Here is a 12,190-nt window from a genome sequence, read left to right on the forward strand (position 1 = left end):
CATGGGAGGAATGAGCTCATGCCCGACCACCTGAAAGTCGATGTAGACACGTTCCGCAAGAAGGCCAACGAGTTTCATACGCTGGCCGGTCAGATGTCCAGCGCGGAACAGCTTCTCGCTGACGGCCTACAACACGAAGGTGAATGCTGGGGTCACGACGACACCGGATCGAGTTTTGCTGACGGGTACGGACCGAAAGCAACGACTACGTTTCAGAACGCCACAGCGCACGCCGAACACCTGAACGGTCTCGCCGACCTCTTGATCAAGGTCGCCGACAACTATTCGGCCACCGAAGAACACAACACCAGCTCGCTCGGGCCGAGGTAGCCGCCGTGGGCATGGAGCTCCCCGGTGCACTCACCGGAACGCTGGGATTGATCGGGATGGATTGGCCCGAGGGCGACGAAACCGCACTCGACCGAATGAACGACCACTGGACGACTTTCGGCTCCGACGTCGGTGACCTCGCCGACGACCTGACAGTCCTCGCCGGCGGAATCCTCGCCTCCATCGAGGGTCCGACACATGACGCGCTCACCCAACATCTCCAACAATTCTTCGCCGGCGAGAAGTCGCTCGACCAGCTCCAGAGTGACGCGGCCTATCTCGCCGATTGCTGCAACAACACCTCCAACGAGATCCTCACCCTCAAGATCTTCTACATCGTCGAACTGGTGGCGCTCGCGGCGTTCATCGCGATCGCCATCGCGTCCGCGTGGATCAACTGGGGCGCCCCCGCCGAGATCGCCGCTGCGGAGATCGCCACACAACTCACGCTGCGCGCCGCGATTCAACGGGCCGTCCAGCAGATCATCGCGAAGCTCGCCGAGTTGACGATCAAGGACATCGGCGCGGCGGTCATGCGCAGCATCGGCGCCAACACTCTCAAGGACGTCGCCATCCAGCTGGGAATCAAGGCCGGGGTCGGCGCGCTCTCGGGTAGCGGGATGGAATTCGGCAAACAGCTGGCACTCAATGTCTTCGCGGACAAGGATTTCGACTGGGGAAGGGTCGGGCTGACCGGCCTGCAGGGTGCTGGTGCCGGCCTGTTGTTGGCACCTGCCGCCATGCCCATCAACAACATGTTCGCCAAGAAGTTCGGTGCCCAATACTTCGGCAACAAGATGCGCTGGCTCCCGGTGGTCAACCCGAACCAGGCTCCCGGCGCACTCGACATCGTCTCCGCGGGAACCGCGGTAGCCCGCGGAACTGCCTCCGCCCCAACGACAGCAGCGTTCAAAGCACTCGTCGCCACGTCGGCGGTCACCGCATTGCCCACCGCCGCAGTGAAGAAGCTGCCCGGACTCGACGGCGCAACGCCCACCGGCGAAGTGGGACGCGAAGTCTGGCAGGGCATCGAGGACAACTCGGCGTCGGACGAGGCCCCTGCCGGCGATCCAGGCCCGCAGCTCGCGACACCCCCGACCAGCAGTGCCACTCCTTCACCGGAACCGAACACGCCCGCCACACCTACTTCGGCCGCAGCGCCCGGATCCGTCCCGGCGCCGCCACCGAGCGCCCCCGCCCCGAGCACGCCCTGACAGTCTGAGAGAACACCGACGTGAGCCAACCCGTCACCACTCCCATGACCCACGGGCTTCCCTGTTGGGTCGACCTGGCTACGGACGATCCCGAGTCGTCGACAACCTTTTACCACGAACTGCTCGGGTGGAAGTACGCCGACCACCGCGGTCGGATCATTGCGATGTGCGGCGACGCACCAGTCGCGCAGATCACGCCGACACCCTCCGAGGCGACCCGCTGTCACTCGTACTGGCACGTCTACTTCTCTTCGGAACCCTTCGAGGAGCTGGCCAGAAGATCCGGCGCCACCGGTGGTCAATTGCTTTCCGGTCCTGCTGATATCGAGGGCCTTGCCCGCGTGATATCCGCGACCGATCCCGCTGGTGCGGCGTTCTCGCTGTGGGAACCTCTCCAGTTCCACGGATTCGACGCCGACGTCGCAGGCGCTCCGGTGTGGTTCGAACTCGATACCCCCGACCCGGTGTCGATCGCCGATTTCTACCGCGACCTCCTCGACGTCGATGCCATCGCCGCCCAACTCGAGCACGGGCCATACCACTTGTTCGTCTCCGAAGGAGATGTCCCGGTTGCCGGTGTCCGTCCGACCACCGGCACGACCGGGTGGGTGAGCTACTTTCGGACCGAATCTCTCAGCCGGACAATCGAGACGGCCGTCGACATGGATGCGGAAATCACCCTCGAAGAGACCTCACTCGGATCAGTCGGCCGCATCGCGAGACTCTGTGACCCTGTGGGAGCGCCGTTCGGTCTGATCGAACTCGCCCCGCACTCTGCCGATCCCGAACCCGACCCAGGCGCCGGCCGCGACGACAACGCCGGCTTCCCGACGACCCTCTCACTATGACCAGTAACCGCACCCGCGCCCCAGAGGCGACTCATCGCGACGCCTGGCTGGCCGCTGCACATTCCACCGACGCCCTATCCGGCCTGCTGGTGTTGCTCGGCGTCCTCCTGACCGCGGCCATCGGCTGGGGGATTCATGCCGCAGGCCACCCGTACCCCGCATACGCGGTCTTCGCCGTTGTGACGGTGTTCTTCATCGGCTGGTGTGCATGGGACGGTCTGTCGCGCCTCCTCTCGTCCTTTCGGATCCCGGCACGCCGCTTCCGGATGATGGGCTACAACGTCGTCGCCACCGCGGATGGTTTGATCGTCGACACATTGTCCACCAGCGGTTTCGCCACCTGGGCGGAGCTGGCACAGACCGCTGATCTGAGTGTGGATCGTGGCGCGATGAAGCCGCATGACAAGTACCCGAAGATCGCAATCGTCGTCGACGGGGCGGTTATCCGCGGGCGACGGCGGTCACGTCGCGTCGCGACCTGGGCCTCGCGTGTCGACGCACATCCGGAACGTATCCGGATTCCTCTGACCCCGACGTTCGACCCAGGCGGCGCGCTCGGCGCCGTGCTGGCCGTCATCGGCGATCACTGTCCCGAACTCGGCACCAAGATCGACCGCGCAATGGCCACCGTGACGACGTTGCCCGAACGGCCCGTGAGCACGGACCCTGCGGCGACAACCGGCATGAGGCCATCGACCACTCTGCCGACCGCACCCTCTGGGTCCTCGGCGCCCAAGGCCCCAGTGCAGGACATCCCCCTGGTATCGGCCGACCGTCCCCCGCGCGTCGGTCCAGCGCTCCTGCTCCTTGTCTTCATCGGCCTCCCCGCCCTGTATGTGGTGGGAGATCTCGCCATCGGTACCGGCGACACCCGCATCACCTCTGCCGCGGTCACCGCCTGGGCAGTCGTGGTGGTCTGGTTCCGCGGCCGAAACCGACTGGTACGCACACTGTCTCGCATCGGGAGAGTCAATCTCGACCGGCTCCACCGGATGAACTCACGACTGACAGCCACCCCGGGCGGCCTGATCATCGACCACCGACGCATGACGGAGTTCCTCCCGTGGGCCGGCATCCGTACCGCGCCGCATTCCATCGCGTCACCGGGCTCACCGACACCCGTATCCGAAATGCCACCCTCCACACTGATCGTCGGTGACGGCGTGGCGATTCCGCGTTCTCGCCGGTGGCGGGCGATCGGCGACTGGGCGGAAGCGCGCTCCGGATCACCGACGACCGTATATTACGACGTTTCGTCGCTCGCCGGTTCCGAAAGCTACGGACGGCTGCTCGCAACACTGCGTCAGAACTGTGCCGGCGTGGAGGTGACCGCACCGACGACCACCAAAGACGGCCGTCGCGCGAGGCGCCGACAACGTGACGAATGGCTGGCGGACTCCCAACTCAGTTCGATGGGAACGATTCTCACGGTGCTTCTGGTGATCACCGCTGCCATCGCCGTGCTCGGCGGACTCGTCGTCGCGCTGGCTACCCAGCCGATCCAACACGCGGTCGCGCTTGCAGTGTTCGCGCTCCTCGGGGTGATCGCGCTCAAACCGGTGATCACCTCGATGATCCGTGCCGGTGGCCGGCAACCCGACCGATTCCGTTGGGCAGGCTGCCATCTCGCCGTCACGCCGGACGGACTGATCCTGACGGGCCGACGTCGCACCGAGTGGTTGAGCTGGGCGGGCATCACCGGGGTGGAGCCGCATCCGATGAACCGTCGACAGGCGCGGATCCTGGGCGTACCACCCATCGTTCGGCCGACGATCGTCGGCTCAGGACTGTTGCGCTCGCACTGGTTCCCGATCCGCCACATCGGCAGTTTTCGATCGCGACAAGGGCGCCGGGGGCCCGTCCACATCGATCCGGAAGTGTTCTTCGACCAGAACGAGATCGCCAGACACCTCTGGCGGTACCGGCCCGACGTCGCTGCCGAATGCGGATTCCCAGAGGCCGTCAACGTGCCGGTCACGAGCTACGGTTCCGGGGATTCCACACACCGCAGTCTCCGCGGCAGCCTCACGACGAGCGACGCCTCCACTGCGGTGACGCTGCGTATTCCCGATTACGGGGCGACTCTCACCGAGTACTTCCCCGACCAAACCCGGATTCGGGTTTCCGGCGAACGGATACCGACGGTCAGCATCGAGCGTCACGGTGGTCGCCGTCGTCACGCGATCCCCATCGGGACCACAAAGCTCTCGTCGTTGGCGATCACCGTGGACGGCACCTCGGTCGAGCCGGCGCGCGTTCAGCGGGACTTCGTCACGTTTCGCCGACATCAGTACGCCATCACCGACGGCACCGGCGGCCTGTTCCTGATGAAGCCCACGTACTTCGTGTCGGGCAACGAGATGCAAGCCCATCGCGGAATCCGGCCATACGCGCTGCGACCGATCGCCCGGCGCCACGGCGACGGACGGATCACTCTCACCCTGCTCGGGAGCACCACCGACGATCAGGACGCCACCCACATCGCGCTGACGCTGGCACTGGCCGCCGCCTTCGGTACCCGGTCTGTGCAACTTCGCAACATCCCGTTGTTGCCGGCCCACCTGCTCAACTGGCTCTGACTCGCCCGTCATCCACGCAACCGACAATTCAGCATGCCGAAGACAGCCCCGGCCACCTGCATTGATAGCCTGGCGCCGTCAACTATCTGTAGGGGGACAGATATGGAGTTTCCACGTACCGCCGACGACGTCGCACCACTACTCGACACGATGAACTCGCTGATGAGCGAGATGGGCGAGATCCGCCAGACGGCCGCCGCCCTCACCGCGACAGCCACCGAACTCGGCGGTCGTGTCCAGGTGACCGTCAACGCCCGCGGCATCGTCGTGGAGACAGTGGTCGACGAGGACGCCCTCACCACCGTGACCGCCCGTGATCTCGGGGCCGCGTTCACGTCAGCGACCCAGAAGGCGGCCCAGCAGGTTGCCGAAAAGGCCCAGGAGCTGTGGGCTCCGATCATCGAGAAGCAGAAGTCACTGCCTCGCGCATCAAACCTCCTCGACGGTCTTTCCGACATCACGACGATGTTCGGCACCAGATCCGAACCTCCGCTGCATCCGCATCGCCACGACGATCCGGACGAGGTCTACGTCGAGGTCGAAGAGACTGCGGCCATCGACGACGAACCCCACTACGAGGAGACCAGCGAGCGCGAGCCACGCCGCGGCACCATCACCGATCGCGCCTGGTGAGCACCGGACACGTCATCTAGGAGACCGCCATGGCAGATCATTTCCTGATCGAACCGGAGCAATTCGACCGGTACGCGACCCTCATCGGGCAGCTCGGCGCCGCGTTGGCAGACGCAGAACTCGCCCTTGCCTCCGACCTCCACGACGAAGGTGAGTGCTGGGGCGACGACGACCCCGGCAAGTCCTTCGCCGGCGCGTACGGGCCCAAGGCCGAAACGGCGTTCGGCAATACGCAAAGCGTCGCGAGACACCTCGGCGAACTCCATACGGCACTGGTCGATTCGTCGAATCGCGCCAAGGATCAGGAGGCCGCCACTTCCTCCGCCAACCGCAACGCGGGGAGTTGAGCGCCGATGGGGATGGAACTGCCGGGTGCCATCGCCGGCCCCCTGGGGTGGGTCGGAATGGAGTGGCCCAAGGGCGACGAGTCCGCGATGGATCGGTTGAACGACGACTGGGAAAGGTTCGCGCGCAACGTAAGCGCCATCCAATCGGAGCTCAACTCGGTGGCCGGCGGGATCGGCCATTCCATCGACGGCGACATGCAGACCGCACTGGACGCGCAGCTGAAGGCGATTCTCTCGGGCGACCAGTCGTTGGAGAAGCTCATCACGCAGGCCGCCGACATCGCTGAGTGCTGTAACACCATGTCGAATGAGATCTTGGTCCTCAAGGTCATCTTCATCACCGAACTGGTTGCGTTGGCCACCTATGTGGCATTTCTGGTGGCGACCTCGGAGTTCAACTGGTCGGCTCCGATCGAAATCGCCCAAGCAGTGCTCGAGGGCAGGCTCACCCTCACCGAAGCCGTCGAATTGGTCGCGCGACGCATCCTCGCCAAGCTGCTCGAGAAAGGTATCGAGGAATTCGGCTCGGCATCGACCAAGGAAATGGCCAAGCTCCTCGGCAAAGACCTTCTGCACAACGTTCGCGGCAAGGCTTTCAACGCCGCGATCATCGAGGGTTCCAAGAAACTTGCCTTCACCTCGCTCGATCAGGTTCGCGACAACGTGTTGTGGGACAAGCCGATGGACCCCAAGGAACTGATCGAGAAGACCACGGTCAGTGCCGTCACGGGGGCAGCCCTCAGCCCGATTGCCGCCAAGGTCGACGATCTGGTGACGAACCGGGGAGACGACACCGCCAAAGGCTTGGTGAACATACTCGGCCCCGGTCGTGCCGCCGACAAACCCTCGGCTCGTCAGAAAGCAATCGAACCTCTGGTCGGATTCGGCAACTGGTGGGGCAAAGACACTCTACCGGGCAAGCTCATCGGGCCCGCAACCAAGTACGCAGAAGAACGCATCGTCGGCCCCGGGCTCGAGTCCAACTGGGAGAGGGGCGAACAGCCGGGAACAGAAGAACCCCATTCCATTCCGTCCGAGCCGAGCGCCGAGCGCAGTGGGGCATCGCCATCGATCGGACCTGCATCGGGCCCGATCGTCTCCTCGAGGGACAGCCAAACCGCGACTCCCGCCGCGAACGGCACCGTGCCCGGCATCGCTCCCTGACGGCTGAAGGCGCTACCCGATGACCACCGAAGCTCCGCATTCTCCCATCGTGCCGGGCCCGCCGTACTGGATCGACCTTGTCACGCCCGATCTCGAACAGTCGAAGCTCTTCTACCGAACCTTGTTCGGATGGGTCTATACGGATGAGGGCCACGAGTCGATTGCGATGCTCGACGGCCGTCCCGTATGCGGATTGTGGCCCGACTCAGGGAAACTCGCTGCCGGACTTTCGTACTGGCACACCTACTTGCAGGTGCACGACATCCACACCACACTCGAACGACTGTCGGAGACACGAGAGGCGGTCCTCTGGGGCCAGGTGACTACCGAGGAGCCGCGGTGGTGGCCACGGTCCAAGACCCGGCCGGCGCCACATTCAGCCTCTGGGAACCTCGGACTGTCGGGCGTCTACTGACCGACGTCCCCGGCTCTCTCACTTGGGCGGAACTCGTCGTCGACGAACCGTCTTCCGTCGCAGATTTCTATCACAACCTCCTGCACCTCAATGCGCGAACAATCGCTCTGGAGGACCGCCGCTATCGCGTACTGTGCGTGGACGACGTTCCCGTATCGGGAGTGGTCCGATCTGCGGTCAAAGCACATTGGCGCATCTACTTTTCGGTCTCTGATCTGAGTGCCACTCTCAGCAGAGCCGAAAGCATCGGAGGCAAGGTCCTATCCCCTCCGTCGGCGACGATTCCCGGTACCACAGCGCTGATCCGGGACCCGCACGGAGCAATCGTCGGCCTGATGGAGGCCGACCACGGACGCGGCGCCAACTCGAGGCACGCCGTTTCCGAGGTCGACGACAACGCCGGCTATCCGACGTCGCTCCGGTTGTGAGAAGCGTACTCCCGCAACATCCTCCGGTTCGGTAGCTCACGTCATCCACAGTATTCAACAGTCCGGTTCGCGGCCACGCTGATTCCGATTCGCGACTGGGATCATTAGGTCCATGCGTCCATCAGGGGCGCCTGAACACAAACGGACCGCGTCGCATTCATCGAGCCACCCACCGACCGCGGAGAATCTGACTGTCCAATTCCGGTCTGCCGTATCGACAGCTATCCGCCGGACCCACCTGACCCGGCCTCCACCACAGACCCCATACCGTCCGACTCCACCGTGTCCCGTTCGACCAACGCATCGTGTTGGGAGAGAGCGGGTCCGGTCGGCAGCAAGCCCACGATCGGCCAGGGTGCCACCTGCGGTTGATCGCCGAGCCCGAGGGATTTTCCGGTGGCGTCGTCGGCGACCTCGAACCGGACGCCTGCGTCGTTGACGAAGACCAGCGATTCGCGGCGTGGTGAATCCGGATCGCTACCCGTGGTCGCCACGTAGTTGCCGGTACTCGGTGGGATGTACGCAGTGTCGAGGCCCGGTCCAGAACCGTCGCTGGTGGCCAGAGCGACGGGCGCTTTTCCTTCGGCCAGCGGCAACCCGGAGCCGGCCAGGACCCGCAGCGACGCACTCGCGTTGTCGCCGGAGGAACGATCCCAGGCGAGGCAGCCGACAGGTGCCGAACGCTGGTCGACGATTTTCGGGGCGGTCGCCGGAAAGTCCTCCACCGCAAGGTCATGCAACTGGGCCGCATCGGTGATCGCGGCCGGCGCCACAGAGTCGATCTGCCCGCCGGCGGCGTCGTCGGAGTAACGGATCACGTCGGCGGCAGCCTGGCCGATCTTCTGAATCCCGTTCTCGAGCACCACATAGAGCGTCGGGTCGGCGTCGCCCACACCGGCGACCTCGATGACCGTGCCCACCGCACCGAGTCCGGTCCGCGACGCCTTCCCTCGATCAGGGATGTCGGGGGTGGTCAGTTCGGCTGCATCTGGGAAGGCGTTCAACATGCCCGCGCTGACCGGACGGACGGTCGCGTCGTCGAGGCCGAAAGCCCTTGCCACGGCGGGATCGTCAGTGTCGACGAGGTGTCGTCTACCGCGGTTGAGCAGATAGGTCTTGTCTCCGGTCCGGACCAGCAGGCCTTCCCCACCGGAGAGCGCGCGGCTGGCACCCTGATTCTCCGGTGCCGACGACAGGACGGTGGTGGTGACGCCGCCGTCCATCGAGCCCGAACCGGTCGGCACCGCAACGGTGTCACACACCGTCCAATACGAGTGGCCGCCGTCCTGCGGACCCGGCAGCGTCTGTGGGGCACCGGGAATGCCGACGAGCGGACCACGCTTGTAATCGGTCATCTTGGACTCCGACACCGACGACGGCTTCTCCGGGCTACCGATGATGAGTCGCGCGGACGCCACGTTCAGCACAGGGTGCAGGGTGTCGTCGATCATGACGAACAGTCCGCCGGATTCCTTGCTGACGACGATCTTGCTGTCGCCGACGGAGCCGGCCGGCTTGATGAGGCCGTACACCGCGCATCCGCCCGTGACGAGCAGGGCGAGGGCGATACCGACGATCGCTGCTCGGAAGTGGGAGCGCATCGGATCCTGCAGCATGCGCACGTCGCGGCGCATCAATGCATGTTCCAGACGACGGAGCAGGAAGCGGTAGCCGTTGACTTGTTGGCGCGTCGTCAACTGTGCGGGCACAAACCCTCCCCTCGTCCCCGTACATTTGTGCTGGACGGTATCGTACAGGGGCTGAGCACTGGTAATACGCATGGGGGAGGCTGCGCGGGGTGACCGATCGTACGTCGTTCAACGTCCACGCGCCCGACACCTTCTGGGCGGAACGGTGGCTGCCGACTCCCGTCCTGCTACTTGCCGAAGGCGTGGTGATCGCAGCGACCTTCATCGCCGGAGTGTTGGGTCAACCCTGGTGGATCGGCGCGATCATCGGTGCCGTACTGGCCATCCCCACCCTCGTCAGATCACGCGGGAACTCGGTGGCCCACAGGATCTCTGCACGCATGGGGTTCATTCGTCGACGGATGCGCCGCCCTGAGTTCTGGTACGAGCCCCCGTTTGACGTGCCGCTCGCCGAAGGCGGCAGTTGCGGTGTGCGATGGGACGGCGACCGCCTGATCACTATGGTGCGCATCGAGGCCAACCCCCGCGCTGTCACCCGTTTCGCGCCGGGCCGCGTCATCACCGACGATGTGGTGCCCCTCGATCTCATCGCGGAGTGCCTGCACCAATTCGATATCGAGCTCGAATCGGCCGACATCGTCAGTCACGGTTCGCGCGCCTACGGCAACGGCAACATCGCCCGCATCTACAGCCAGATCCTCGGGCCCCTGCCCGCGACCGCTTTCCGCTCGGTGACCGTGGTGCTGAGGCTCAACCCGCTCGCCAATGCCGACGCCATCGAACGTCGCGGAGGCGGCCCAACCGGTGTGCTCCGCACCGCCATCGTCGCCACTCGTCGCGTCGCGAATCGCCTGTCCGGCAAAGGCCACGCAGCTACCATCCTCACGGCGGCCGAGATCAACTCGGTGTTCACTGCGCTGATGGAGGGCACCAGCCCCGACGATCTGGTCGAGTCCTGGGATCACGTCCAGGTCGGCTCGATGCACTCGCACAACTACCGGCTCGACCAGACCGCACTCTCGGATCCCGGCCTCGGCGCCCCGTGGACGGTGCCGAGCCTCAGCACGGTGCTCACGCTGCATCTGCGGCCCGCCGAGAATCACGAGGTTCACCTGAGTGCGTTGGCCCGCTTCAACACTCTGACGGCAGATCCCGTTCCGGTTCCCGAGGGCTTCCACCCGTGCAACGGTCACCAGCGCGACGCCTACGTTGCGGGCCTGCCACTCGCCGATCCGTTCGACGATCGCGCCCAGATGGAGTACCTGACAACACGCGATTCCCTCGCCGCCGTGGCTCTTCCGGCAGCCGGTTGCGGTCAGCTCGTGGGCGCCGACGAGGAAGGCCGAGCCGTGGCGCTGTCCCTCGTCGGGTCGAGTGTTCGAACGGTCGAGATCGCCGGCACCCTCAACCTCTGCCAACAGGTGGTGCTGCGCGCGATCGCGCTGGGCGCCCGCGTCATGGTCAGCACGGATCGACCGGCCGACTGGATGCCGATGGCGCACGCGGTGGGCGACCCCCGCACCCTCGCGGTTGCCGGCGCCGCCGCCGGTTCACAGGTCGCAGGCCAGCGACAGGGCTACTCGGTACTGGTGTTCGACGGTGTGGCACAGGAATCCATCAGTGCCGAGGCCACCATCATCACCGTGACCGCGCCCGGACTGGACGCCCAGCCCGGCGCCGACGTCGCCCTCCTACAGGACGCCGACGTCGGTCCTTGGGTGATGGTCCGCAGCGGCACCGAGGCCTCGCCGGTGGTCATGGTCGCCACCGATGACGAGATGCGTTACATCGGTTCGTCTCTCAACGCACCTGACCGGCAACTCAGCAGGCACCGCCGCTGATCTTCGCAGACCACAACACAACGCCCGCACCGGAGCCTGATGCTCCGATACGGGCGTTGACGTTTACTGGGACGTCGTGCGTCATCCGCCGATCGCGTTGGCACCGGCCTGATCGGTCTGGTGCATGTGCTGGCCACCCTCCCGAACCGCGTTCGCGATCTTGGCCAGGATCTGCTGGGTGTCGCTCATCTCGGATTTCCACGACGCCATCTTCGCCTGGTAGGCCTCGTAGGAACCACCGGTGAAGGTGCCGCTGAGCTGCTTGACCGCCGACTCGAGGGTCTCGGTCTGGGAGATCAGGTTGTGCCCGTTCTGCTGGAGCGCGTCGGCCAGAGCGTTGATCTCGCCGAAGTTGTACTTCATCATGATGAGTTGTTTCCTTTCGGATCAGGTGTGATCGGAACGATCAGAGGTTGAGGCCGCCGGCCTGCATGCTCGAGAAGCTCGACGCGATGTCCTGGTTCGCGGTGTCCGAACCCTTGAACACGGTGCCGCTCAGCGTCTCTGCGAGATCGTTCAGCTTCGCATTGAGACGCGCGGCCTCGGAATCCCACTCGGTCGCGGTCGACTGGAACGCGTTGAATGCGTCGCCGACCCACGACGCCCGAGCGGTGTCGACCTCGCCACTGATCACCTTCAGCGTCTGACGAAGACTGTCGATCACCTCGTGAACCGTGTCGGTGTGCTTGAACCCGGCATCGAGGTCGAGTTCGAAGTTGTTACCTTCCGCCATCTGATTTCC

13 protein-coding genes are annotated in these 12,190 nt (G+C 65.0%); 10 read left to right on the plus strand and 3 right to left on the minus strand.

The genetic code is table 11. From position 1 onward, the window contains the following. Window positions 1-18: 18 nt before the first annotated feature. The 9 genes from GTV32_RS15110 to GTV32_RS15150 all read left to right on the plus strand — a co-directional run bounded on the left by GTV32_RS15110 (window position 19) and on the right by GTV32_RS15150 (window position 7,958). Window positions 19-330 (plus strand): hypothetical protein, encoded by a 312-nt coding sequence (locus GTV32_RS15110; protein WP_161061008.1) that lies wholly within the window; start codon window positions 19-21, stop codon window positions 328-330. Window positions 331-335: 5 nt separating this feature from the next. Continuing rightward, the gene (locus tag GTV32_RS15115) at window positions 336-1,544 is read left to right on the plus strand and encodes a hypothetical protein (RefSeq protein ID WP_161061009.1); all 1,209 of its coding nucleotides are present in this window, start codon (window positions 336-338) and stop codon (window positions 1,542-1,544) included. A 20-nt stretch (window positions 1,545-1,564) separates the two neighbouring features. Continuing rightward, window positions 1,565-2,392, plus strand: a complete 828-nt coding sequence (locus tag GTV32_RS15120; RefSeq protein ID WP_161061010.1) for a VOC family protein — start codon at window positions 1,565-1,567, stop codon at window positions 2,390-2,392. Beyond that, a complete protein-coding gene (locus GTV32_RS15125) occupies window positions 2,389-4,971 on the plus strand; it encodes a hypothetical protein (RefSeq protein WP_161061011.1) in 2,583 nt (860 codons plus the stop codon). Before GTV32_RS15120 ends, GTV32_RS15125 begins: the two co-directional genes overlap by 4 nt. A gap of 102 nt (window positions 4,972-5,073) precedes the next feature. Beyond that, window positions 5,074-5,604, plus strand: a complete 531-nt coding sequence (locus GTV32_RS15130; protein WP_161061012.1) for a YbaB/EbfC family nucleoid-associated protein — start codon at window positions 5,074-5,076, stop codon at window positions 5,602-5,604. Between the two features lie 29 nt (window positions 5,605-5,633). After that, window positions 5,634-5,951 carry a hypothetical protein gene (locus GTV32_RS15135; RefSeq protein ID WP_161061013.1) on the plus strand — a complete coding sequence of 106 codons (318 nt, stop codon included), beginning with the start codon at window positions 5,634-5,636 and terminating at the stop codon, window positions 5,949-5,951. Between the two features lie 6 nt (window positions 5,952-5,957). Continuing rightward, window positions 5,958-7,115 (plus strand): hypothetical protein, encoded by a 1,158-nt coding sequence (locus tag GTV32_RS15140; RefSeq protein WP_161061014.1) that lies wholly within the window; start codon window positions 5,958-5,960, stop codon window positions 7,113-7,115. Between the two features lie 19 nt (window positions 7,116-7,134). Further along, window positions 7,135-7,530 carry a VOC family protein gene (locus GTV32_RS15145; protein ID WP_161061015.1) on the plus strand — a complete coding sequence of 132 codons (396 nt, stop codon included), beginning with the start codon at window positions 7,135-7,137 and terminating at the stop codon, window positions 7,528-7,530. Then, a complete protein-coding gene (locus GTV32_RS15150) occupies window positions 7,458-7,958 on the plus strand; it encodes a VOC family protein (RefSeq protein ID WP_161061016.1) in 501 nt (166 codons plus the stop codon). Before GTV32_RS15145 ends, GTV32_RS15150 begins: the two co-directional genes overlap by 73 nt. A gap of 221 nt (window positions 7,959-8,179) precedes the next feature. On the opposite strand, the gene eccB is transcribed toward GTV32_RS15150, so the two are convergent. After that, entirely contained in the window at window positions 8,180-9,667 is a 1,488-nt protein-coding gene (eccB, locus tag GTV32_RS15155) for a type VII secretion protein EccB (protein ID WP_161061017.1), read from the minus strand. Window positions 9,668-9,756: 89 nt separating this feature from the next. On the opposite strand from eccB, the gene eccE reads away from it, so the two are divergent. Continuing rightward, entirely contained in the window at window positions 9,757-11,448 is a 1,692-nt protein-coding gene (gene eccE / locus GTV32_RS15160; protein WP_161061018.1) for a type VII secretion protein EccE, read from the plus strand. 81 nt (window positions 11,449-11,529) lie between these two features. Here eccE and GTV32_RS15165 read toward each other — a convergent pair whose 3' ends face one another. Beyond that, window positions 11,530-11,814 carry a WXG100 family type VII secretion target gene (locus GTV32_RS15165; protein ID WP_161061019.1) on the minus strand — a complete coding sequence of 95 codons (285 nt, stop codon included), beginning with the start codon at window positions 11,812-11,814 and terminating at the stop codon, window positions 11,530-11,532. Between the two features lie 40 nt (window positions 11,815-11,854). Continuing rightward, window positions 11,855-12,181: a WXG100 family type VII secretion target gene (locus tag GTV32_RS15170; RefSeq protein ID WP_161061020.1), complete on the minus strand. Its 327-nt coding sequence runs from the start codon at window positions 12,179-12,181 to the stop codon at window positions 11,855-11,857. Window positions 12,182-12,190: the final 9 nt, after the last annotated feature.

Origin of the sequence: Gordonia sp. SID5947, from assembly GCF_009862785.1 — a bacterium.
Taxonomy (GTDB): Bacteria; Actinomycetota; Actinomycetes; order Mycobacteriales; family Mycobacteriaceae; genus Gordonia.

What these genes read in the sequence shown, in the direction of transcription:
- GTV32_RS15110 (WP_161061008.1), top strand. Translation starts at nt 19, where the DNA reads ATGCCCGACCACCTGAAAGTCGATGTAGACACGTTCCGCAAGAAGGCC.
- GTV32_RS15125 (WP_161061011.1), top strand. Translation starts at nt 2,389, where the DNA reads ATGACCAGTAACCGCACCCGCGCCCCAGAGGCGACTCATCGCGACGCC.
- GTV32_RS15130 (WP_161061012.1), top strand. Translation starts at nt 5,074, where the DNA reads ATGGAGTTTCCACGTACCGCCGACGACGTCGCACCACTACTCGACACG.
- GTV32_RS15135 (WP_161061013.1), top strand. Translation starts at nt 5,634, where the DNA reads ATGGCAGATCATTTCCTGATCGAACCGGAGCAATTCGACCGGTACGCG.
- GTV32_RS15140 (WP_161061014.1), top strand. Translation starts at nt 5,958, where the DNA reads ATGGGGATGGAACTGCCGGGTGCCATCGCCGGCCCCCTGGGGTGGGTC.
- GTV32_RS15145 (WP_161061015.1), top strand. Translation starts at nt 7,135, where the DNA reads ATGACCACCGAAGCTCCGCATTCTCCCATCGTGCCGGGCCCGCCGTAC.
- GTV32_RS15165 (WP_161061019.1), bottom strand. Translation starts at nt 11,814, where the DNA reads ATGATGAAGTACAACTTCGGCGAGATCAACGCTCTGGCCGACGCGCTC.
- GTV32_RS15170 (WP_161061020.1), bottom strand. Translation starts at nt 12,181, where the DNA reads ATGGCGGAAGGTAACAACTTCGAACTCGACCTCGATGCCGGGTTCAAG.